The sequence below is a fragment of the Salipiger mucosus DSM 16094 genome (assembly GCF_000442255.1).
GTDB lineage: Bacteria > Pseudomonadota > Alphaproteobacteria > Rhodobacterales > Rhodobacteraceae > Salipiger > Salipiger mucosus.
The window spans coordinates 94,344-117,028 of the sequence record NZ_KE557279.1 but is presented as its reverse complement, the minus strand read 5'-3'; the positions used below and the strand labels follow the sequence as shown (position 1 = coordinate 117,028).

18 protein-coding genes and 1 pseudogene are annotated in these 22,685 nt (G+C 69.9%); 10 read left to right on the top strand and 9 right to left on the bottom strand.

Features of this window, described 5'->3' with window-relative positions; genetic code table 11:
* From SALMUC_RS17855 to SALMUC_RS17825, 6 genes are all read right to left on the bottom strand, one after another.
* On the bottom strand, positions 1-1,212 hold the full coding sequence (locus SALMUC_RS17855; RefSeq protein WP_020039143.1) for an ABC transporter substrate-binding protein: 1,212 nt from the start codon (positions 1,210-1,212) through the stop codon (positions 1-3).
* 64 nt (positions 1,213-1,276) lie between these two features.
* Complete coding sequence (locus SALMUC_RS17850) at positions 1,277-2,347, bottom strand: aromatic ring-hydroxylating dioxygenase subunit alpha (RefSeq protein ID WP_020039144.1); 1,071 nt, start codon at positions 2,345-2,347, stop codon at positions 1,277-1,279.
* An 18-nt stretch (positions 2,348-2,365) separates the two neighbouring features.
* Complete coding sequence (locus SALMUC_RS17845; RefSeq protein ID WP_020039145.1) at positions 2,366-2,944, bottom strand: amino acid synthesis family protein; 579 nt, start codon at positions 2,942-2,944, stop codon at positions 2,366-2,368.
* Entirely contained in the window at positions 2,941-3,525 is a 585-nt protein-coding gene (locus SALMUC_RS17840) for an amino acid synthesis family protein (protein ID WP_020039146.1), read from the bottom strand. Before SALMUC_RS17840 ends, SALMUC_RS17845 begins: the two co-directional genes overlap by 4 nt.
* Complete coding sequence (locus SALMUC_RS31215) at positions 3,518-3,901, bottom strand: hypothetical protein (RefSeq protein WP_245584721.1); 384 nt, start codon at positions 3,899-3,901, stop codon at positions 3,518-3,520. Before SALMUC_RS31215 ends, SALMUC_RS17840 begins: the two co-directional genes overlap by 8 nt.
* A gap of 271 nt (positions 3,902-4,172) precedes the next feature.
* Positions 4,173-5,609, bottom strand: a complete 1,437-nt coding sequence (locus SALMUC_RS17825) for a 6-hydroxynicotinate reductase (protein ID WP_245584723.1) — start codon at positions 5,607-5,609, stop codon at positions 4,173-4,175.
* 315 nt (positions 5,610-5,924) lie between these two features.
* Between SALMUC_RS17825 and SALMUC_RS17820 the strand changes: the two genes are divergently transcribed.
* From SALMUC_RS17820 to SALMUC_RS17805, 4 genes are all read left to right on the top strand, one after another.
* Positions 5,925-6,761 (top strand): FAD binding domain-containing protein, encoded by an 837-nt coding sequence (locus tag SALMUC_RS17820; protein ID WP_020040369.1) that lies wholly within the window; start codon positions 5,925-5,927, stop codon positions 6,759-6,761.
* Positions 6,751-9,462, top strand: coding sequence for a molybdopterin-dependent oxidoreductase (locus SALMUC_RS17815; RefSeq protein ID WP_020040370.1), 2,712 nt, complete (start codon positions 6,751-6,753; stop codon positions 9,460-9,462). Before SALMUC_RS17820 ends, SALMUC_RS17815 begins: the two co-directional genes overlap by 11 nt.
* Positions 9,459-11,516 carry a hydantoinase/oxoprolinase family protein gene (locus SALMUC_RS17810; RefSeq protein WP_020040371.1) on the top strand — a complete coding sequence of 686 codons (2,058 nt, stop codon included), beginning with the start codon at positions 9,459-9,461 and terminating at the stop codon, positions 11,514-11,516. The genes SALMUC_RS17815 and SALMUC_RS17810 overlap by 4 nt, the downstream gene beginning before the upstream one ends.
* 151 nt (positions 11,517-11,667) lie before the next feature.
* Positions 11,668-13,359: a hydantoinase B/oxoprolinase family protein gene (locus SALMUC_RS17805; protein WP_037372247.1), complete on the top strand. Its 1,692-nt coding sequence runs from the start codon at positions 11,668-11,670 to the stop codon at positions 13,357-13,359.
* Positions 13,360-13,613: 254 nt separating this feature from the next.
* Here SALMUC_RS17805 and SALMUC_RS17800 read toward each other — a convergent pair whose 3' ends face one another.
* Entirely contained in the window at positions 13,614-14,777 is a 1,164-nt protein-coding gene (locus SALMUC_RS17800) for an alpha-hydroxy acid oxidase (protein ID WP_020040373.1), read from the bottom strand.
* A gap of 168 nt (positions 14,778-14,945) precedes the next feature.
* Here SALMUC_RS17800 and argC point away from each other — a divergent pair, with 168 nt between their 5' ends.
* Positions 14,946-15,878, top strand: coding sequence for an N-acetyl-gamma-glutamyl-phosphate reductase (gene argC / locus SALMUC_RS17795; RefSeq protein WP_020040374.1), 933 nt, complete (start codon positions 14,946-14,948; stop codon positions 15,876-15,878).
* Positions 15,879-16,009: 131 nt separating this feature from the next.
* Here argC and trpA read toward each other — a convergent pair.
* Positions 16,010-16,802, bottom strand: a pseudogene (gene trpA / locus SALMUC_RS29085) (tryptophan synthase subunit alpha).
* 131 nt (positions 16,803-16,933) lie between these two features.
* Between trpA and SALMUC_RS17785 the strand changes: the two are divergent.
* Together SALMUC_RS17785 and ppk2 are read left to right on the top strand one after the other, a co-directional pair.
* On the top strand, positions 16,934-17,824 hold the full coding sequence (locus SALMUC_RS17785) for an NAD-dependent epimerase/dehydratase family protein (protein ID WP_020040377.1): 891 nt from the start codon (positions 16,934-16,936) through the stop codon (positions 17,822-17,824).
* Between the two features lie 85 nt (positions 17,825-17,909).
* Positions 17,910-18,896 carry a polyphosphate kinase 2 gene (gene ppk2 / locus SALMUC_RS17780; protein WP_020040378.1) on the top strand — a complete coding sequence of 329 codons (987 nt, stop codon included), beginning with the start codon at positions 17,910-17,912 and terminating at the stop codon, positions 18,894-18,896.
* Between the two features lie 41 nt (positions 18,897-18,937).
* On the opposite strand, the gene SALMUC_RS17775 is transcribed toward ppk2, so the two are convergent.
* Positions 18,938-19,582 carry a TIGR02453 family protein gene (locus tag SALMUC_RS17775; protein ID WP_020040379.1) on the bottom strand — a complete coding sequence of 215 codons (645 nt, stop codon included), beginning with the start codon at positions 19,580-19,582 and terminating at the stop codon, positions 18,938-18,940.
* 121 nt (positions 19,583-19,703) lie between these two features.
* Between SALMUC_RS17775 and SALMUC_RS17770 the strand changes: the two genes are divergently transcribed.
* From SALMUC_RS17770 to SALMUC_RS17760, 3 genes are all read left to right on the top strand, one after another.
* A complete protein-coding gene (locus tag SALMUC_RS17770) occupies positions 19,704-20,336 on the top strand; it encodes a DUF1007 family protein (protein WP_020040380.1) in 633 nt (210 codons plus the stop codon).
* Positions 20,318-21,226 carry a nickel/cobalt transporter gene (locus SALMUC_RS17765; protein ID WP_020040381.1) on the top strand — a complete coding sequence of 303 codons (909 nt, stop codon included), beginning with the start codon at positions 20,318-20,320 and terminating at the stop codon, positions 21,224-21,226. Before SALMUC_RS17770 ends, SALMUC_RS17765 begins: the two co-directional genes overlap by 19 nt.
* A 63-nt stretch (positions 21,227-21,289) precedes the next feature.
* The gene (locus SALMUC_RS17760; protein ID WP_020040382.1) at positions 21,290-22,675 is read left to right on the top strand and encodes an MATE family efflux transporter; all 1,386 of its coding nucleotides are present in this window, start codon (positions 21,290-21,292) and stop codon (positions 22,673-22,675) included.
* Positions 22,676-22,685: the final 10 nt, after the last annotated feature.

Here is a 22,685-nt window from a genome sequence, read left to right as displayed (position 1 = left end):
TCACTCGGCCGGACGCATCTCGGTGATTTCCTCGTCCGAGGGCATGTAGGGGCTGGGTTCCTTGTATTCCCAGTCGACCATGACACCCTGGCCGTCCTCGACCGCGATGGTGCCCACGTAGGCGCCCATGTTCGACTGGTTGTCGAGCTCGCGGTAGTGAAGCTCGCCGATGGGGGTGTCCTCGATCGTCAGGCCCTCGAAGGCCCCGATCAACGCCTCGGTCTCGGTCGAGCCGGCCTCCTCGATGGCCGCGGCGATGGACTGCGCGGTCAGGTAGCCCACGAGCGAGCCGATCTTGGGCGACTCGCCGGTGCTCTCCATGTAGGCGTTGACGAACTCGGCCGCCGGGGTGCCCTCCTCGAAGCCGTACCAGGGGTAGCCGGTCACGTACCAGCCCTCGGGCGCGTCGGCGCCGAGCGGGTCAAGGTATTCCGGCTCGCCGGTCAGCAGGCCATAGACGTCGCGGCCGTCGAAAAGGCCCCGGTCGCCGCCGTCGCGCACGAACTTGGCGAGGTCGGTGCCGAAGGTCACGTTGTAGATCGCGTCGGGCTTGGCGCGCTCGATGGCCTGCACCTCGGCGCCGGCGTCGATGTTGAAGAGCGCGGGCCACTGCTCGGCCACGAATTCGACCTCGGGCTTCAGCCGCTTGAGGTTCTCCTTGAAGGCCTCGACCGCGTCCTGCCCGTAGGCGTAGTTCGGCGCGATGGTGGCGTATTTCACCGCGTCGGTCTCGGCCGCCTTCTCGGCCAGCATCGCGGCCTGCACCCAGGTCGAGGCGCGCAGGCGGAAGGTGTTGGGATTGCCCGATTTCCACACCAGGCTGTCGGCAAGCGGCTCGGCGGCGAGGTAGAGATAGCCCTTTTCCGCGGCGAAGGACGAGAGCGCCAGGCCCACGTGGCTGAGGATCGTGCCGGTGAGCATCACCGTGCCCTCGCGGGTCATCAGCTCTTCGGCGATCTTCACTGCCTCGGCCGGGTCGCCCTGGTCGTCGCGGAAGACGAACTCCAGCTCGCGGCCCAGAACGCCGCCCTCGCCGTTGATCTCTCCCAGCGCCAGCTCGATGCCGGCCTTGTAGGGCTCGGCGAAGGCGGCCATGCGCTTGTAGTGGTTGATTTCGCCGATCTTGATGGGGCCATCCTGCGCCAGGGCGGCGGCCGGGGCGAGTGCCAGGGCCGCGGTGGTGCCCAGGACGAAACGTCTCGTCAGTGTCATGTCTTCACTCTCCTGTTGGATGACCGCCCGTCCCGGGCGGCCGGATTTCCGGTCTTTGCGCCGGTCAGTCGTGGTAGACGAACGCGGGCGAGGGGTCGGCCGCGAGGTCTTCGGTACGTTCCAGTTCAAGAAGGTCGTTGATCCGCTTGCGATAGACAAGCGGTCCCTTGTCGATGGCGATGCGGATCGGACGGCGCTTCTGGGGGCGGTTCTCTTCCTCCTGCACGGCCTCGAGGATCTCCTTGTCCTCGTCGAAGGCCTTGCGGAACATGGCATCCATCTGCGCGGGGGCCTCGGCGTCGTCGGTCGCCGTGTTGCGCAGGTGCATCCAGCGGTCGATGGTGTAGGTCTCGGTCACCGGCGTCATGAAATGCAGCGCGAAGATGCGCACGCCCTGGTCGCGGTCCTCCTCGGCGCATTTCTTCTCGGTTTCGACCGAGCCGAAATCGATCACCGCCGTGCAGGGCGTGTAGAGGTAGTAGTAGTGCCAGCGGTCGACGTTGCCGTCGAAGCCGCCGAAGTTCTTGAAGAAGCCGATGGGCTCGGCGTCGCGGATCCAGCGCCAGGCGACGATGGCATCTCCGTCGGTGCGCACGTGGACCGGCACGTTCTCCGAGGCCGCGTTGCCCAGCGTGGTGGGGTGCACGAAGCTGACATGCGCCGGGTCCACGAGGTTTTCCGCCACGTTGAGGTAGTTCGACTTCAGGTGCAGCGCGTCTCCGTGGTGCAGGGCCCAGTTCGGGTCCGAGAACTCGGGCATGTCGAAGACCTTGTCGCGGTCGGCCTTCTCGGGGTCGCCCATCCAGATCCAGACGATGCCGTGCCGCTCCTCGATGGGGAAGGCCTCGACATAGGCGGACTTCGGCAGGTTGGTCTGGCCCGGCACGCGCACGCAGGCGCCGGTGCAGTCGAATGTCAGGCCGTGGTAGCCGCACTGCACCGTGTCACCGATGCGCTTGCCCTTGGAAAGCGGCAGCAGCCGGTGCGGGCAGCGATCCTCGAGCGCGGCGACCTTGCCGTCGGACGTTCGGAACATCACGACATGATCTCCGAGGATCGTGAAGCGGCGCAGCTCGTCGTCCACCTCGGTGGACCAGGCAGCGACATACCAGGCGTTTCTCACGAAAGTCGTCATGGTCTTGGCTCCTTTTGGCTAGCGCAATCCGTCCGCGCCGGTGATCTCCTCGTGGGTGAGGCCGCCCACGCGGGGCAGGGGGCGACCGGTCTGTTGCAGCGCCACGGCGACGACGATCTCGCCGGGGCGCGGCGCGTCCGCGATGCGCAGGCGCATCGCGTCGAAATGCGACCGGACATAGGCCGCGTCCTTGTGGCCGAGCGGCACCTCGATCACCTCGCCCGTGGCGCCCACGGCCTTGGCCGAGGGCACCAGCGCCTTGCCGCCACCCAGCACCGCGCGCAGCGGCGCGCCGAGCTTGGGGTGCAGCAGCGCAGCGGCATGCTCCAGCTCGCCGTCCTCGCCGACCAGTGCGGCCTTGCCGTAGCCCTCGACGGCCCCCGCCGGACAGTCGAGCGCGGCGAGCGCCTCCTCGCCCAGCAGGTGGCCCAGCTCGGCGCCGGTCTCGATCAGCTCCGCGAGGTCCCCGGCGTAGCGGCCGGCGAAGGGATTGGCGATCACCGCCGCGGCCAGCGCCCGGCGCGCGGGCGGCGCGACGGGGCGCCCCATCTCGCGGCGGGTCTGCTCGACCTGGGTGATGACCCTGCGCAGCTTCACCGCAGCCCGTCCTCGCCCTTGACGTCCTCTTTCTGCAGCCCGCCGATGCGGGCATGCGGGCGGCCGCCGGTGGTCATGACCAGCGCCAGCACGATCTCGTTCGGGCGCGGGGCGTCGGGCACGCCGATCTCGATGGCGTCGTAATGCGTGCGCACGTAGGAGGCGTTGGTATGCGTGACCGGCACGTCGAGCCGGGTGCCCGCCGGGCCGACCTTCTTGGTCGAGGGCACGATGGCCTTGCTCTCGGCAATGGCGTCGCGCATCGCGTAGCCGCCCGGCACGTGCCAGAGCGCGCCGTGCTCGATCTCGCCGTTCACGCCCACGATGGCGCCCTTGCCATAGCCCTCCACGACCGAGGGATCGCCCCCCAGCGCGTCGATCAGCGCCTGCGCCAGTTCCGCGCCCAGGGGCTCGAGGTCCTTCATGAAGGGCGCGATGTCCTCGTGATAGCCGCCGGCATAGGGGTTCTCGATCACCGCCATGGCGGCGGCGCGGCGCTGGGGCACCTCGGACGGGGGGCCGCCCTCGTGATGGATCGTCTCGACCTGCATCAGGGTCTTGCGGATGACGACGTCAGGCATGGGCGGGCTCCTCCTCGGGTATCATCAGCGCCGGACCGATCATGCGTCTCTCGCCCGACAGGGCAAGGCAGGCGGCATGGATCAGGCCGCGGGCGCGGTAGTCTTCGGCCAGTGACAGCCCCGCGGCAAGCGCGCGGTCGATCTCGGACGCGGTCAGCGGGCCGAGGTCGGTCGTCACGAGGCGCGGCCCGAGGTCGCTGTCGGGCGACAGCTCCTCGGCCGGGACGCGCGTGACGGACGGGTGGCCGGGCAGGTCCACGGCATTGGCGATCAGCGTGGCGGCGGCGTCGGCGCGCGCGGCGTCTCTGGCAAGCACGGTCACCGCGTCGGCGATGCCCAGCGAGTGCGAGCGTCCGTGCCGCCCCGAGGTCGCCACGCCGCCCACGCCATCCGCGGGCGCGATGCGCGCGCGGGCGCTACGCCCGGGCCGATCTGTTACGGCAAGGGCGGCACCGATCCGACGATCTCGGACGCNNNGGCGCAGAGGTCGGCCAGCACGGGCTCGAAGGCGGCGCGCGCGCGGTGCAGCGCGGCGCGGGCGGCCGGGGCAGGGCCCTCGGCGGTGACCACGAGGTCGATGGGACCCTGCGTCAACCGCAACCGGCCGTCGCGTGACAGCCGGGCCTGCGGGCGCTCGGCCCAGCCGCTCACGAGGACTCTCCGTGGCGCACTGGCCAGGGCGCGCCCGTCTTGCGATGCTCGCTGCGTCGGCCCGAGAGGCGGTGGTCGCTCTGGCGGCCGGTGGCGCCGGTCAGCGCCTCTTCGAGCGTCATGACATAGTCCATGTGACCGCCAAGCGCGGCGTAGTCCGCGGCGCTCATGGTGAACTCGATGGGGGCCACCAGCGCGGGGGTCGGCACGTAGCCGAAGGCGTCGCGGGGCATCTGCGTCACGTCGGCCATGAAGGTGATACCGCCGCCGGGCCAGATCATCACCGGCGCGCCGCCGCAGGTGACACTGGTCAGCCGCGACTGCACCGAGCGCGTCAGGCTCACCGGGTTCTCGGTCACGCCCGAGCGCAGGCTGCCGCCGGCGCCCGCCATGAAGAGCACCGAGGCCAGCGAGGGCTCGCAGTTTTCCTCGATCCGCCGGGTCGAGGGCACCAGCCGCTCGGGCAGATCCTTCTGCACCGGCTGCAGATCCTCGTTCAGCTCGTAGTAGGCAGCGTGTTCGCCCGTGGTCGAGACCATGAGCAGAGAGAGACCGGGCCAGGCGACCTGGGGCTTCCATGGCCCGAGGATGTCGAGCGGGTCCTTGAGGTCGGTGCCACCCCAGCCGGTGCCGGGCTCGGCCACCTGGAAATACCGCCCGGGGGTCGAGCGGCGGCCCTTGATCTTGATGCCGGTGGGCGGCCAGCCGATGACCTTGCCGGCCTGGTGCTCGGACATGACACCGGTGATGTGATCGTCCACCACCACCACCTCGTCCACGAGCCCCTTCCACTGCGCGGCGAACATGCCCACCGTGGCCGAGCCGCAGCCCACGCGCATGCGTTCCTCGCGCGTGCCGTTCACCACCGGCGCCTTGCCGGCGGCGATCTGGAGCTCGGCGCCGCCCTCGATCTCGAGCGCGACCTCCTCGCCGTTGCAGAGCGCGAGCAGCGTCGAGCAGGTGACGCGCCCCTCCTTCTTGCCGCCGCCGGTGAGGTGATTCACCCCGCCCAGCGACAGCATCTGCGAGCCGTATTCGCTGGTGGTGACATGGCCCACGATCTCTCCGTCCGCGCGGACCCAGGCGCATTCGCTGCCGAGGTGCCGGTCGGTGTCGATCTTCACCTTGGCGCCGCAGTAGCTGAAGATGCCCTCGGTCACGACTGTGATCATGTCCGCGCCCGCCGCTTTCGACGCGACGATGAAGGGCGCGGGCTTGTAGTCGGGATAGGTGGTGCCCGAGCCCACGGCGGTGATGAAGGTCTCTTCGCCCGAGAGCAGGTCGCCGTCCCATTCGCGGTCGAGGAACGGCACGACGGGCGCGTCGTCCTCGCGATTCTCCAAGATGGTCAGCGGGTCGAGGCGCACCAGTTCGCCGTCCTCGTTGGCGTAGCGATCGCAGGCGCCGGCGCGGCCCTCGGCGATGTAGCACATCACGGGGCAGGCGTCGCAGCGGATCTTGTCCGGCTTTTCCGCGGCGCTGCGTTTGGGGCTCGGGTCGCTGGCGGTCACGATGCTGGGTTCCGGTGCTGGTGTCGCAATTCGTTTGTATACGAACGCACGGTGCCTGCCGGTCTGTCAATGCCCGCGTATCGCGCACCGGGGCGTTGACGAGAGATGGATGAGAATTTCATCATCGGTCCGGCCGAGCGGCACTTGCCCGCAACAGCCGGATTGACAGCGGCGAAGACCGCTCACTACGGTGAGGTGTGTTCGTTTGCATACGAACGAAATATCGACAGGTGCCCAATGACTCTCCATCGCCCCGAATCGCTGCCGGACGCGCTCTCGCTGCTTGGCGCGAGCGATGCGGTGGTGCTCGCGGGCGGCACCGACGTCTATCCCGGGCTGCGCGACGGGCCGGCGCCGGACTGCATGGTGGATGTCTCGGGCCTGCCCGAGTTGCGCGGCATCTCGAAGGGTGCAGGGCGCTGGCGCATCGGCGCGGCGACAACCTGGACCGAGGTGCTGCGGGCCGATCTGCCGCCGGTCTTCGACGGGCTGAAGGCCGCCGCACGCGAGGTGGGCTCGGTGCAGATCCAGAATACAGGCACCGTGGCGGGCAATCTCTGCAACGCCTCGCCCGCCGCCGACGGGGTCCCGCCGCTGCTGACGCTCGATGCCACGGTCGAGATTGCCGGGCCGCAGGGCACACGGCACCTGCCGCTGGCGGATTTCCTGAAGGGGCCGCGCAGGACGGCGCTGCAGCCGGGCGAGCTGGTCTCGGCGGTGCATGTCCCCGAGGCGCAGGGCGGCGCTGCCTTCCTGAAGCTGGGCGCGCGGGCCTACCTGGTCATTTCCATCGCCATGGTCGCGGCCGTGACCGAGGTCCGCGCCGGGCGCATCGAACGCGCCGCGGTGGCCGTCGGTGCCTGCACGCCCGTGGCGCGGCGGCTGCAGGACCTTGAAGCAACCCTCTGCGGCAGGCCTGCATCCGACCTGCCGGAGATCGTTTCACAATATCCCTTCGCCGAGCTCACACCCATCGACGACGTACGCGCCAGCGCCGGCTACCGGCAGGACGCGGTGCGCACGCTGGTCGCGCGGGCTCTGGCGCGGTCCATGGAGGTCGATCATGTCGCTTGACGCGCCCCCCGGGCACATCGGGTTCACGCTCAACGGGGCCGAGGTTTCGGTTCCCGGCGCCGCCACGGCCCGGCTGTCGGAGATCCTGCGCGAGGCGGCCGGGGCGCGAGACGTCAAGATCGGCTGCAATGCCGGCGATTGCGGCGCCTGCACCGTGCTGATGGACGGCGCCCCGGTCTGCGCCTGCATCACCGCAGCCGGGCACGCACAGGGCCGCGTGGTCGAGACGCAGGCGGGACTGGTCGAGGCCGACCCGCTGGCCGAGCGGCTGGCACAGGCCTTCCAGCGCCACCAGGCAGCGCAATGCGGGATCTGCACGCCGGGGATGATGGTCTCGGCCGTGGCGCTGCTCCGCGAGGGCGGGCCGCTGAGCGAGCAGCAGGTCTCCGACGCACTGGGTGGCGTGCTCTGCCGCTGCACGGGCTATCGCAAGATCATTGCCGCGGTGCTGGACGCCTCGACCGAGGCGCCGCTGGCCGAGGGCGGCGTGGGCGCCCCCGTGGCGCGGGTGGATGGCTGGCCCAAGGTCTCGGGCGTCGAACGCTTCGGCGACGACGTGGCGCCCGCCGACGCGCTGGTGGCGCGGGTGATCCGCTCGCCGCACCACCGCGCGGGCTTCACATTCGGCGATCTCGAAAGCTATCGCGAAACAAACGGGCTGGATGGTGTTTTCACGGCGACGGACGTGCCCGGCGCCAATGTCTTCGGCGTGATCCCGGGCTTCGAGGATCAGCCGCTCTTCGCCGAGCAGGAGGCGCGTTTCAAGGGCGAGGCCGTCGCGTGCATCGTCGGCACGCCCGATGCGCTTGCGGCCGCCGCGCCCTTTCCGGTGACATGGGAGGAGCGCCCCGCCGCGCTCACCCCCGAGGAAGCGCTCACGGCGGACCAGATGCACTCCGACCGCGCAGGGAACGTCATGTCGCGCGGCCGCGTGGCGCGCGGCGATGCCGGGGCCGGCCTTGCCGGGGCGGCGCATGTCGTCGCGGGCGACTTCTCGACCGGCTTCATCGAACATGCCTACATCGAGCCCGAGGCGGCCTATGCCCGCCGCACCGGCGACCGCATCGAGGTGCATTGCTGCACGCAGGCGCCCTACATGAACCGCGCGGGACTCGCCGGACTGCTGGGGCTGGACCCCGAACAGGTCCGCATCGTGCCGACGGCGACCGGCGGAGGCTTCGGCTCCAAGCTCGACCTCTCGGCGCAGCCCTACGCCGCGCTGGCGGCCTGGCGGCTCGACCGGCCGGTGCGCATCGCCTACACGCGCACCGAATCCATCGCCAGCACCACCAAGCGCCATCCCTCGCGCATCCACATGGAGATCGGCGCCGACGCCGAGGGGCGGCTGACGGGCATGCGCTTCGACGGCACCTTCAACACAGGCGCATACGCGAGCTGGGGCCCGACGGTGGCGACCCGCGTGCCGATCCACGCCTCGGGGCCCTACCTCGTGCCGAATTACGAGGCCAGGAGCGCCGGGGTTCACACCAACTGCGCCCCGTCGGGCGCCTTTCGGGGCTTCGGCGTGCCGCAGTCGGCGGTGGCGCAGGAGCAGCTCTTCGACATTCTGGCCGAGCGGCTGGGCCTCGACCGGCTGGAATTCCGCCGCCGCAACGCGCTGCGCAACGGTGATGCCACGGTCTGCGGCCAGGTCTTCGAAAGCGGCATGGGCATCGTCGACTGCTACGAGGCTCTGGCGCCGGCCTGGACCCGCGCGCTGGACGAGGCGACCGCGTTCAACGCCGCCAACCCGCGCCGCAAGCGCGGCGTGGGCGTGGCGGGCGGCTGGTACGGCTGCGGCAACACCGCGCTTCCCAACCCCTCGACGATCCGCGCCGGCATCACCCCGGAGGGCGCGCTGCGCCTGCACCAGGGCGCCATGGACATCGGGCAGGGCGCCAACACCGTGATCGCCCAGATTTTCGCCGAGGCGCTGGGCGTGCCGCTGGGGGCCGTAGAGATCGTCGGTCCCGACACCGACGTGACGCCGGACGCGGGCAAGACCTCGGCCAGCAGGCAGACCTTCATCTCCGGCAATGCCGCGCGGCTCTGCGGCGAGGCTCTGCGCGCGCAGATCCTGCGGCTGGGCAACGTCGGCCCCGACGCGCGGATCGAGCTGGGCGCGGGCGAGATCCTGCTGCACGAGGGCTCCGAGCGCCGCCGCGTGCCGCTGGAGGTCGCGGAGGGCTATGCCCTCGAGGCGCAGGAAAGCTACGACCCGCCGACGCAGGCGCTGGACGAGAACGGGCAGGGCGTGCCCTATGCCGTCTTCGGCACGGCCGCCCAGATCTGCGAGCTCGAGGTCGATCTCGACCTCGGCACGGTCCACCTGCACCGCATTACCGCCGCGCACGACGTCGGCCGCGCGATCAACCCGCTGCTGGTCGAGGGCCAGATAGAGGGCGGCGTCGCGCAGGGGATCGGCCTCGCGCTGATGGAGGAGTTTCTCCCCGGGCGCACCGAGAACCTGCACGACTACCTCATTCCCACCATCGGCGACGTGCCCGAGGTCGAGAGCCTGATCCTCGAGACCGGGGACGCGCACGGACCCTACGGCGCCAAGGGGCTGGGCGAGCACTGCCTGATCCCGACCGCGCCGGCCATCCTGAACGCCATCGCAGACGCTTGCGGCGCGCGTATCCATGACCTGCCCGCCACCCCGGACCGGGTGCGCGCGGCGATCCTTGCGAGGGGCGCATGACAGACGACCTGACCGGCAGCTTCGCCGGCATCGACGTGGGCGGGACCTTTACCGACCTCGTCCACTACGACAGCCGCGCGCGGGCCGTGAAGCTCGCCAAGGTGCCGACGACGCTCGACAACCAGGCGACGGGCGTGCTCGCGGCACTCGATGCGGCTTCGGTCGACGCCGCGGCGCTCGACCTCATCGTGCACGGCACCACGACCACCACGAACGCGGTCCTCGAACGGCGGCTCTGCAAGACGGGCCTCGTCACCACTCACGGATTCCGCGACGTGCTGGAACTGGGCCGCCGCACCCGGCCGCAGGCCTACGGGATGACGGGCGACTTCCGCCCGCTCATCCCGCGGGACCTGCGGCTGGAAGTGCCCGAACGGATGCTGGCCGACGGGTCGGTGTATCGCCCGCTCGACGAGGAGGTCCTGCGCGCCGCGCTGGAGCAACTCCGGGACGCGGGCTGCGAGGCGCTGGTGATCCACTTCCTGCACGCCTACGCCAACCCCGCGCACGAGCTGCGCGCGGGCGAGATCGCGCGCGAGGTCTGGCCCGACGGCAACATCACCCTGGGCCACGCGCTTCTGTCGGAAAGCCGCGAATTCGAGCGCGGCGTGACGGCGGCGGTCAATGCCTCGGTGCAGCCGCTGTTGCGCCGCTACGTCGAACGCCTGGCCGACCGGCTGTCCGAGCGCGGCTACGGCCGCGACCTGCTGGTGATGAACGGCAACGGCGGCATGGTCTCCGCCCGGATCGTCGCCGAGGAGGCCGCCAAGACAGTCATGTCCGGTCCCGCCTCCGGTGTCATGGCGGCCGCCTATACCGGACGCCGCGCGGGGATCCCGGACCTGCTGACCTACGACATGGGTGGCACCTCGACCGACGTGGCCATGATCTGCGGTGCGGACCCGGCGGTCAGCCACGAGATCGAGATCGAATACGCCATGCCCATCCACGTGCCCATGGTCGACGTGCGCACCGTGGGCGCCGGCGGCGGGTCCATCGCGCGGGTGGATGCGGCGGGTCTGCTGCAGGTGGGCCCCGACAGCGCGGGCGCTACGCCCGGGCCGATCTGTTACGGCAAGGGCGGCACCGATCCGACGATCTCGGACGCCAACATGCTGCTGGGGCGGATGAACCCTGGGCGTCTCAACACCGGTGCAGGCGGCGTCTCGATGGAGACGATCCGCGAGGTTTTCGCCGACACACTCGGCGCGCCACTGGGACTCGATGCCGAGGACGCGGCGGCGGCGGTGCTGCGCATCGCCACGGCGAAGATGGCCGACGCGGTGCGCATGGTCTCGATCTCTCTGGGCGAGGACCCGCGCGACTTCGCGCTCTTCGCCTTCGGCGGCGCCGGGCCGCTGCACGCCTGCGCCATCGCCCGCGAGCTGGGCGTACCGCGCGTGCTGGTGCCGGCGCGTCCGGGGATCACCAACGCGCTCGGCTGCATCGTGGCGGACCTGCGCCACGACTATGTGCACACGCTGAACACCTCCCTTGACGCCTGCGACATGGAGGAGGTTCAGACCATCCTGTCGGAGCAGGTGGCCGAGGGCCGCGCCGCCATCGGACGCGAGCGTGTCGAGATCGCCGATGAGCGCGTGGTGCATTCGGTCGACATGCAGTTCATCGGCCAGACCCATCTCCTGCGCGTGCCGCTGCCGTCGGACATGCCCTCGCGCGAGGACCTCCAAAGCCTTTTCGAGGCCGCCTATTTCCGCCGCTTCCAGGTCGAGCTGCCCGAGATCCGCGCCTCGCTGGTCAACGTGAACACCTCGGTGATCGGCCGTCGCCCCGAGGTCGATCTCTCGGCGCTGATCGACGCTACGGGCCGCAAGTGCACTCTGGACGAAGCACAGACAGGCACGCGGCCGGTCTTTTTCGACGGCTGGACCGATACGCCGGTCTACTGGCGCGACCACCTGCCGGCCGATGCTGCGCTGAGCGGGCCGGCCATCGTGGAGCAGATGGACTGCACCCTGGTGCTGGAGCCCGGAGATCGGGCCGAGCAGGACGCCGACGGCAACCTGATCGTGAAGTTGGGGGCCGGGACATGACGCCGCGCGCCGCCCGCAGCCGGAGGGGCTGCCCCGAGACCGCTTTTGCGTATTTGGAGAAAGATGAAGGAGCCTGCGGCGAGCAACCTTCATCTTTCCCAAAATACGCAAACCGCCGCCCGCTGTTCCTTGCCGCCGCCGGAGCATGTTCATGACGCTCGATCCGATTACCCTCACCGTCATCCAGTCGGGTCTGCAGCAGGTCTGCGACGAGATGGACCTTTCGTTCTCGCGCGCGGCCTTTTCGCCGGTGATCGCCGAGGCCAACGACCGCTCGGACGGGATCTACTCCGCGGTGGACGGCAGCCTGATCGCGCAGGGCTCACAAGGGCTGCCGGTCTTCGTGGGGACGATGCAGTATTCCACCGCCACGCTGATCGAGATGATCCGCGAAGGGAAGGCGGCGGCGCCGAAGCCGGGCGACATCTACATCGTCAACGATCCCTACCTCGGGGGCACGCACCTCATGGACGTGCGCTTTGCCATGCCTGTCTGGCGAAATGGCAAGATCTTCTGCTGGCTCAGCAACACCGGCCACTGGCCCGATACCGGTGGCGCGGTGCCCGGCGGGTTCTCGGCCAGCGCGACGGCGGTCGAGCAGGAAGGGCTTCGGCTGCCGCCGGTGCGGCTCTTCAAGGAAGGCGTCCTCGATCCGGAGATCTACGGCATCATCTGCTCCAACATCCGCGTGGCCGATCAGCGCATCGGCGACGTCAAGGCGCAGGCGGCGGCGCTCTACGTGGGCCAGGCGCGGCTCGAGCGGCTGCTGGACCGCTACGGCGACGAAACGGTGCGCGAGGCCATTGGCGAGTTGCGCGATCGTGCGGCGCAACAGATGCGGGCCTACGTGGGGGCGATCCCGCCGGGGGTCTATCGCTCGACCGCCTATATCGACAGCGACGGGGTGGTGAACGAGCCGCTCGAGATCCGGCTGGCGATCACCGCGGACGGTGAGCGCCTGAGTTTCGATTTTGCAGGCTCCTCGCCGCCCTGCGCGGGGCCGATGAACTCGGTGCTCGCGACGACGCATTCCTCGGTCTACCTGGCCATGCGGCACATTTTCCCCGACGTGCCGATCAGTGCGGGGGCCTTCGAGCCGCTCGAGATCGTGCGGCCGGAGGGAACCTTTCTCGATGCGCAGTACCCGCGGCCGGTCTCCGGCTGCGCGGCGGAGGTGAGCCAGCGCATCGCCGAGGCGGTCTTCGCCGCGCTGGTCGAGGCGTTGCCCGACCGCGTGACCGCGGCACCGGCCGGGTCGTCCGGCAACTTCGCGCTGGGCGGAGAGGTGCCCGAGGAGGGGCGGTCCTACGTGATGTACCAGATCTCGGGCGGCGGCTACGGCGGCTGGGCCGGGGGCGACGGGATCTCGAACGGCTGTTCGACCATCGGCATCTCCAAGGCGCCACCGGTCGAGATCATGGAGCAGGCCTTTCCCGTTCTCTATCATCGGTACGCGCTGCACGAGGGCTCGGGCGGTGCGGGACGGCACCGGGGCGGCTTCGGGCTCGACTACGAGGTCGAGCTGCTGAAGGGCACGGCGCGCGCGAGTTTCGTGATGGATCACGGACGTTTCGGTCCGCAGGGCGCGCTTGGCGGCGGCGACGGGGGCGTGAACCGTGTCGAGGTCACGCACGGCGGCGCGACGGTGGTGCCCGAGCATCTGTCCAAGGCGCAGGACATCCCGCTGGCGGCCGGCGACCGCGTGCGGGTGCGCACGCCGGGCGGGGGCGGCTACGGTCCGCCCTCCGAGCGCGATCCGGCATCGGTGGCCGAGGACGTGCGGCTCGGGCGCTACACCGCGGCGGAGGCGTTGCGGCTCTGGCCGGGCGCGCTGCCGGACTGAGGTGCGGGGGGCGGGTTTCGGTCCCTTGCCCGTCCCCCTCCCTGACCCTCCCCCTTCAGAGGGGGAGGGGAAAGGTCTGTCCTGCATTTATCTTCCGAGGCGAGACTCGGGGCAGGCCCCCTGATCCGCAGGGGCGCTGTCCCAGAGCATGTGCCGCGCCAAAGGCGCGGGCGGCATGGGGCCAACGCCCGTTGGCGCCTACAAACGCGCCACGTGGAGCGATTCGGCCCGGGCCCGGGGGCCCGGACCGGCGCTCACTCCCAGTCGCCCGAGAAGCCCTTGGGCACCATGAGGATGTCGCGGTCGACCGTGTTGATGTCGGTGTGCCCGCAGAGCGCCATGGACATGTCCAGCTCCTTGTGGATCACCTCGAGCGCCTTGGTCACGCCCTGTTCGCCCATGGCGCCGAGGCCGTAGACGTAGGCGCGGCCGATCCAGCAGCCCTTGGCGCCCATGGCCACGGCCTTGAGCACGTCCTGGCCCGAGCGGATTCCGCTGTCGAGGTGAACCTCGATCTTGTCGCCCACCGCGTCCATGATCGGTCCGAGCGCGCGGATCGAGCTGAGCGCGCCGTCGAGCTGGCGGCCGCCGTGGTTCGACACGACGATGGCGTCGGCGCCGACGTTGCAGGCCTCGAGCGCGTCGCGCGGGTCGATGATGCCCTTGATGATGAGCGGGCCGTCCCACATCTTTCGGAACTCGCGGATGCGGTCCCAGTTCAGCGCCTGGTCGAAGTTGTTGTGGGTCCAGTCCATCAGGCTCGCCGCGTCGCCGACGCCCTTGGCGTGGCCCACGATGTTGCCGAAGAAGCGCCGCTTGGTCTGCAGCATCTCCAGACCCCACGGCACGCGCCAGGCCATGTCGGCCAGGGTCTTGGGCGTGAGCTTCGGCGGGGCGGAGAGGCCGTTCTTGAGGTCCTTGTGGCGCTGGCCCAGCAGCTGCAGGTCGACGGTGATGACCGCGGCCGAGCACTTGGCCTCCTTCGCGCGGTCGAAGAGACGCTGCATGAAGTCGTCGTCGGTCAGCGTGTAGACCTGCAGCCAGAAGGGCTTCTCGGTGTTCGCGGCCACGTCCTCGATCGAGCAGATCGACATGGTCGAGAGGCAGTAGGGCACGCCGAACTTCTCGGCCGCCTTGGCCGCCTTGATCTCGCCGTCGGCGTGCTGCATGCCCGTCGACCCCACCGGGGCGAGCGCCACCGGCATGGCCACGTCCTGGCCGATCATCTGCGTCTTGGTGCTGCGGCCGGTCATGTCGATGGCCACGCGCTGGCGCAGGTGGATATCCTTGAAATCGGCGGTGTTCTCCCGGAACGTCTGTTCGGTCCAGCTGCCCGACTCGCAGTAGTCGTAGAACATCTTGGGCACGCGCCACTTGTACTTGCGGCGCAGGTCCTCGATTTCGGTGATGACGGGCATGGCTGGCTCCCTCTCAGGCCGGACTGGTCAGGTTTTCTTACCGCCTCCGCGGGCATTTCGCAATCGCGCGGATGCGCGCAGTGCGGCTTCGCGGGAACGTTTCCTTTCGCGGCGGGCTCTGCTATGTGCGGCGCCAGAAGCGAAGGAGACGCGACATGGCGAAAAAAGGTGTTCATCGACGGCGAAGCCGGCACGACGGGTCTGCAGATCCGCGAGCGCCTCGCGCGCCGCGACGACATCGCGCTGGTCGCCGTGGACCCGGAGCGGCGCAAGGACCCCGCCGCGCGCTCCGAGGCGCTGGCCGAGGCAGAGGTCGCCATCCTGTGCCTGCCCGACGATGCCGCCCGCGAGACCGTGGCGCTGGCCGAGCGGCATGGCACGCGGATCATCGACGCCTCGACGGCGCACCGGGTCGATCCGGACTGGGTCTTCGGCTTTCCGGAAATGGCCGAGGGCCAGCATGCGGCCATCGCCGCCGCGCGCCACGTGGCGAACCCGGGCTGCTGGTCGACCTGCGCGATCGCGCTGATCCGGCCTCTGGTTGCCGGCGGGCTGATCGAGGCGGACGCGCGGCCGGCGATCTCGGGCGTCTCCGGCTATACCGGCGGCGGCAAGGCGATGATCGCCGAGTTCGAGAACGGCGAGACCAGCGGTGCCTTCCTCTACGGCGCGGCGCAGGGGCACAAGCACCTGCCCGAGATCACCCGCCACGGTCTGCTGAGCGCTGCGCCGGGTTTCGTGCCGGCGGTGGGGCACTACGCGCAGGGCATGGCGGTGGCGGTGCAGTTTCCCGGGCTCGGGAGCGAGGGCATGGCCGAGGCGGAGGCGCTGCTGCGCGCGGCCTACGACGGCCAGCGCTTCGTATCGGTGGTGCCGGCCGAGCGGCACGCGCCCCGGGTGATGCCGCAGGCGCTCAACGGGACGAACCGGCTGGAGCTGTCGGTGCACGGCAACCCCGAGAGCGGGGCCGTGACGCTGGTGGCGGTGCTCGACAATCTCGGGAAGGGCGCCTCGGGGGCCGCGGTTCAGAACCTCAATATCATGCTGGGGCTCGACGAGGGCGCGGGGCTCGAGGACCCGGCGGTGCGTGCGGCCGAGTGACCGGCCACTACCGGCAGGCGCCGTCCTGCCGGCGATCGATGCCGTGACGGCGGGCCGGTTGCGTATTTGGGAACAAGAAGAAGCAGGGGGCGCGGGCCGGAGGGCCGGCGCCCCTTTTGCCTGGGTGGGGGTCAGGCGCGGTGGGCGCCGTCCGCCAGCGACTTGACGAAGGGACAGGACCTCGGAGACCGGCTTGCCGGAGGCGAGTTCGCTGACGATGGCCGAGCCCACGACGCAGCCGTCGGCGACCGAGGCGATGCTTTCCGAGGCGTCGGGCGTGCGGATGCCGAAGCCCACGATCACCGGCAGGTCGGTTACCGCCTTGATGCGCGCGACTTCGGGGCCGACGTCGGCGGCCTGCGCCTCGGCCGAGCCGGTGATGCCGGTGATCGAGACGTAGTAGACAAAGCCGGACGTGTTCTGCATCACCTTGGGCAGGCGCTTGTCGTCGGTGGTGGGCGTCGCGAGGCGGATGAAGTTCAGCCCGGCGGCCTGGGCCGGCAGGCAGAGCTCCTCGTCTTCCTCGGGCGGCAGGTCGACGATGATGAGGCCGTCGATGCCGGCCTCCTTGGCGTCCTCGAGGAAGCGCTCCACGCCGCGATTGTAGATCGGGTTGTAATAGCCCATCAACACGATGGGCGTCTTGTCGTCGCCCTCTCTGAAGGCGCGGACGAGGTCCAGGGTACGCTCGAGCGTCATGCCGCCCTCGAGCGCGCGCTGGCCGGCAAGCTGGATCGTCGGCCCGTCGGCCATGGGGTCGGTGAAGGGCAGGCCAAGTTCGATCACGTCGACGCCGGCGGCGGGCAGGCCGCGCACGACCTCGAGCGAGGTCTCGTAGTCCGGGTCCCCCGCCATGACGTAGGCGACGAAGCCCTTGCGGCCTTCGGCGCGCAGCGCGGCGAACGTTGCGTCGATGCGAGTCATGCTGTCCCTTTCCCTCTGCTTCGGCGTGATCTGCCGGAAGCGGCGGGGAAAATCAACGGATCAATGCGGGCTCTGGACGCCCGGCGCGGCATGCTAGGTTTCGGGGCGACAGTGCAGCAGAGGAGGAGATCATGCGCATCCTGTTTACCGGAGGCTCGGGCAAGGCCGGTCAGCACGTCGTGCGGCATCTCGCGGCGCAGGGACACCGGGTGGTCAACGCCGACCTGGTGCCGCTGGGGCTGGAGGGCGTGACGGACCTGAATGTCGATCTGACCGACGCGGGCCAGGTCTGGGGCGCGATGACGGGGCTTGCGGGCTTCGACGAGCTGGACCAGGTGGACGCGCGGCCGGGCTTCGATGCTGTGGTGCATTTCGCGGCCATCCCGCGCATCCTGGTCCGGCCCGATGCCGAGACCTGGCGGGTCAACACCCTGTCGACCTTCAACGTGCTCGATGCCGCGGTGACGCTGGGCGTTCCCAAGGTCATCTTTGCCAGTTCGGAGACGACCTACGGCATCTGCTTCGCCCGGGGTGAGCGCAAGCCCGATTACCTGCCGGTGGACGAGGCGCATCCGACCGTGCCCGAAGACGCCTATGCCATGTCCAAGGTGGCCGGCGAGGCGGCCGCGCGGGGCTTCCAGCGGCGGTCGGGCGGCGACATCTACGGCCTGCGCATCAACAACGTGATCGAGCCGCACGAATACGCGCGCGACTTTCCCGCCTACCTGGAGGACCCGGCGCTGCGGCGGCGCAACATCTTCGCCTACATCGACGTGCGCGACCTCGCGCAGATGGTCGAGTGCTGCCTGCGCACCGACGGGCTGGGCTACGAGGTCTTCAACGTTGCCAATCCCGACCTCTCTGTCGGTGCGACCAACGCGGAGCTGCGCGCGCGCTTCTACGAGGGCGTGCCGGTGCGGCGCGAGATGTCCGAGCGCGAGACTTTCTATTGCATCGAAAAGGCGCGGCGGCTGGTCGGATTCGCACCGCGCCATTCCTGGCGGGACGAGTCGGGCCTGTGATCGCGCGTCGCGCCTTGACCCGTGTCAAGGCGCGGGTCAGCCTTATCGCCCAAGGCTCGTACCGTTCAGCCCAGAAGGGGATGCCATGACCTCGAACCCGCCGACTTCCGCCCTTGAACCGACACCCGCAGTAGCTGGCCCCGCGACCGGAGGCACCGCGACCGGAGGCACCGGGACCGCGAACGGGCCCGACGGTCCGGCGCGGCGCCATGCGCCCACGCCCGACGAGATCCGGCGCGCCTTCGAGACGGGCGAATATCCCTACGACACCAAGCTCTCGCGCCGCAGCTACGAGCGGCAGAAGGCGCAGTTGCAGGCCGAGCTGCTGAAGGTCCAGCTCTGGGTGCAGCAGACGCAGCAGAAGTTCGTGCTGCTGTTCGAGGGGCGCGACGCGGCCGGCAAGGGCGGCACGATCAAGCGCTTTACCGAGCACCTGAATCCCCGGCACGCCCGCGTTGTCGCTCTGAACAAGCCCAGTGATGTCGAGCGCGGCCAGTGGTACTTCCAGCGCTACATCGAGCATCTGCCCACTGCCGGCGAGATCGTGCTCTACGACCGCTCGTGGTACAACCGGGCCGGGGTCGAGCGCGTCATGGGGTTCTGCGAGCCCAACGACTACCTCGAGTTCATGCGCCAGACGCCCGAGCTCGAGCGGATGCTCGTGCGGTCGGGGATCAAGCTCTTCAAGTTCTGGTTCTCGGTCACTCGCGAGGAGCAGAAGCGCCGCTTCAAGAGCCGGGAGACCGATCCGCTCAAGCAGTGGAAGCTCTCGCCCATCGACAAGGCGAGCCTCGACAAGTGGGACGATTACACCGAGGCGAAGGAGGCGATGTTCTTCTACACCGACACCGCCGACGCGCCCTGGACCGTGGTCAAATCCGACGACAAGAAGCGCGCGCGGCTGGAATGCATGCGCCATGCCCTGTCGTCGCTGGACTACCCCGGCAAGGACCGTCGCATCGCCCGGCCGAGCGATCCGCTCATCGTGGGCGGGGCCGGGCACGTGATCCATCGCTCGGACCACATCCTGGGCACCGCGTTGCATCCCGGCACGCGTCACACCACGGGCTGAGCGAGGCGCGTTCGATCTCCGGGGGATGCTGCGCCGCACGTTCAGAGGTTGCTTGCCAGCCAGTGTTGCAACGGCTGCATCCGCGCGAAGGTCCCGGTCAGCGCCGCGGTCGGATCGGGGGAGAGCGTCTCGAAGAGGTCGTCCTTCCAGACCACGAGGCCGGTGCGTTTCAGCAGGTCGGCCCGGGGATGGGCTTCGTCGTCCGGCGCAGACCCGGCATCCGGCGCCGGCGGGTCGAGGCGTGCGCCCATCTCCGCCAGCAGGCCCTCGAGAGACGCTCCGGTATCGCCGCGCACCGCCTCTTGCCAGTGCGCCATCTGCTCTGTGTCGAAGCGCATGATCCCGGCGCCCGCGGTGGCATAGCCGGGCGCTAGGCCGAAATACCAGCCACGGCCGTCCGATACGGACCAGGCGGCGTGCAGGTGGGCGTGGTAGGGCGTCTTGTCCGCGCTGAAGCGCACGTCGCGATGCGGGCGGAAGAGTTTCGACCGGACAGGCTGCCCAGCGTCCTTCGCGAGCGCCGCCGCGACCTGGTGCAGCAGCCGTTCGGCCGGGCGCTTGAGTTCGGCGTCGTAGCGGGCCTTGTTCGCGCGGAACCACGCGCGGGTGTTCTGGGCCTCGAGTTCTTCAAGGAATGCACGGGCCCGGGGAGCAAATTCGCTCAGGTCAATATGATACGCGGTCAAGACGCGTCTCCGGCAAATGGAATCGCAAAGGGTCGTAATGGAAAGGAATTGGCGTATTGCCGCCCAGCATGCCCGACCTCAGCTTGAAATGTCCACTACAGCCGGTAGGGTCTCGGCGATCATGATCCGTATCGCTCTCTTCATCGCCACGTTGCAGATCGCCGGGCCGGCGCTGGCACATCCGCATGTCTTCGTGGACACCACGCTGCGCTTCGATGTCGATGATGCGCAGGAAGTCGTCGCGGTCGAGGTCACCTGGCGCTACGACGATTTCTTCACGCTGCTGATCCTCGAGGACATGGGGCTCGATGCTGACGGCGACGGGGTCCTGACCGATGACGAACTCGAAACGCTCCGCGGCTTCGATCTGGACAACTGGTACGAGGGGTTCGAGGGTGATCTCTACGTCTACGCAGGTGATCGCAAGCTCGAGCTGGGGCCGCCGACCTCGGTTGGCCTCTCCGTGGACGAGGGGCGCATCACCGCCACCCACCGCCGCGCGGTCGAGGCCGCGCCGGCTGACGGGCTGAGGGTGCTGCAGTACGATCCGACCTACTACACGGCCTACGAGGTCAGCGGGGGCGTGCACCTGCCCGAGCCCTGCCGCGCCGAGATCGAGGCGCCCGACCCGGACGCGGCGGCCGAACAGGTCGAGCGCGCGCTTGAGACCGTGCCAGAGGACCAGTTCGAGGTGCTGGAAGTGGGCATCCACTACGCCGAACGCATCCGGATCTCGTGCGACCGTTCCTCCTGATCGCCGCGCTTGGGGTCGCGGGCGCGGCGCTCTGGCTCTGGGGCTTCGGCGGGGCGGCCGAGGTTGCCCGGGTCGCGGCCGATGGCCAGCGCGCGGCGCAAACGGCGATGGCCGGCGGGCTGCGCGCTCTCCGCGCGGGAGAGCCCTGCGCGCTGCTCGCGCTTCTATCGGTCTGTTTCGCCTACGGTTTCTTCCACGCCGCCGGGCCGGGGCACGGCAAGCTCCTGATCGGCGGCTACGGGGTGGCCCGGCGCGTGCCGCTGGTTCGGCTCTCGATGCTGGCGCTGGTCTCGAGCCTCGCGCAGGCTGCAACGGCGGTGCTGCTGGTCTACGCCGGGGTCATGATCCTGGGTTGGGGCCGCGAGCGCATGACCGAGGCCGCCGAGCGGCTCTTCGCGCCGGCAAGCTACGCCGCGATCGCGCTCATCGGGTTCTGGCTCGTGTTGCGGGGCGCCCGCAAGCTGTGGCGCAGGCGGCGGGTCGTGGCGGGTCACGATCACGACCATGACCACGACGACGGTGTCTGTGCGCATTGCGGCCATGCCCATGGCCCGACGCCGGAACAGGCGGCAAGGGTACAGTCGTTCCGTGAGGCCCTGGCGCTTGTGGGCGCGGTGGCGCTGCGGCCTTGCACCGGCGCGTTGTTCCTGCTGATCCTGACCTGGCGCATGGGGCCCGATTTCGCGGGCATTCTCGGCGCCTTCGCGATGGGGCTTGGCACGGCCTCGGTGACCGTCGTGGTGGCGCTGGCCTCGGTCACGCTGCGCGAGGGTGCGCTGTCGCGGCTGGCCGGCGGGCCGGGCACGGCCCGCGCCATGGCCATGATCGAGATGCTGGCCGGCGGCGTCGTGGCCCTGCTCGCGGCGCAGCTTCTCTGGCCATGGCTCTGACGCAGGGTCGCCATGCGCGGTCGGCCCTTGCCCCGGTCGCGGGGCAGGACTAGATGCGGCGGGATGTCGCAGCCCCTCACATATCCCGCCCACGCAAGACGCATCCTCGTGCTGGGCCTGCCGCTGGTCGGCGGGCATGTGGCGCAGATGGCGATCGGGCTCACCGACACCATCATGATGGGCCGCTACGGCGTGCCGGAACTGGCGGCGCTGACGCTGGCCATGACGCTTTTCTCGACGCTCTTCCTCTTCGGTTCGGGCTTCGCCTGGGCGGTGATGCCCATGGTGGCGCAGTATGACGCCGAGGGCGACGAGCGGCAGATCCGCCGCGCCACGCGCATGGGGCTGTGGCTCTCGATCGGGTTCTTCGCGCTGACCATGCCGGCAATGTGGGCTTCGGCCCCGCTGCTGCGGGCGCTGGGGCAGACGCCTCAGGTCGCGCAGGACGCGCAGGTCTACCTGCGGATCGCCGGCTGGGGCCTGCTGCCCGCGCTTGGCGTCATGGTGCTGAAGAGCTTCCTCGCCGCGCTCGAGCACACCCGTGTCGTCTTCTGGATCACAGTGGCCTCGGCGGTGGTCAACGGGTTCGCCAACTACGGGCTGATCTTCGGCCACTGGGGCCTGCCCGAGTTGGGCCTGCAGGGCGCCGCCCTGGGCTCGCTGCTGTCGCATGGCGTGGCGCTCGCGGGGGTGGTGGCCTATGCCCGGCTGCGCCTGCCGCAATACCCGCTCTGGCAGCGCTTCTGGCGGCCCGACACCGAGATGCTGCGCGAGGTTTTCGCCCTTGGCTGGCCCATCGGGTTCACGACGCTGGCGGAGGTCGGGCTCTTTGCCGCGACGGCGATCCTGATCGGCTGGATCGGCACCGTGCCGCTGGCCGCCCACGGGATCGCGCTGCAGATCTCGGCGCTGACCTTCATGGTGCACCTCGGTCTCGCCAACGTGGCGACGGTGCGCGCGGGGCAGGCGCGCGGGCGGCGCGACGGGCTGGGCCTGCGGCGGGGCGCGGTCGCGGTGCTGGCACTCTCGGGCGTTGCGGTCATCGCCACGGTGGCGGCCTTCGTCATCGTGCCCGAGTGGCTCGTGGGCCTGTTCCTGTCGCGCGACGATCCGGACCGCGCTGCAATCCTTCAGACCGGGGCCGCGTTGCTCATGGTGGCGGCCCTCTTCCAGCTGGTGGATGCCGCGCAGGTCGTGACGCTGGGCCTTTTGCGCGGTCTGCAGGACACCCGCGTGCCCATGGTCATGGCAGGCGTCGCCTACTGGGGGCTGGGCCTGCCGGTGGCCTGGGGGCTGGGCTTCCCCGCGGGGTTCGGCGCGGTGGGCGTCTGGTTCGGGCTGGTGATCGGCCTGGGCGTGGCGGCGGTCCTGCTGAACTGGCGGTTCTGGAGCCGGGCCGTGCCCGGGATGCCCGCGCAATCGCTTGCAAGCGCCGGGCCGCGGGACTAGATACGCGCCG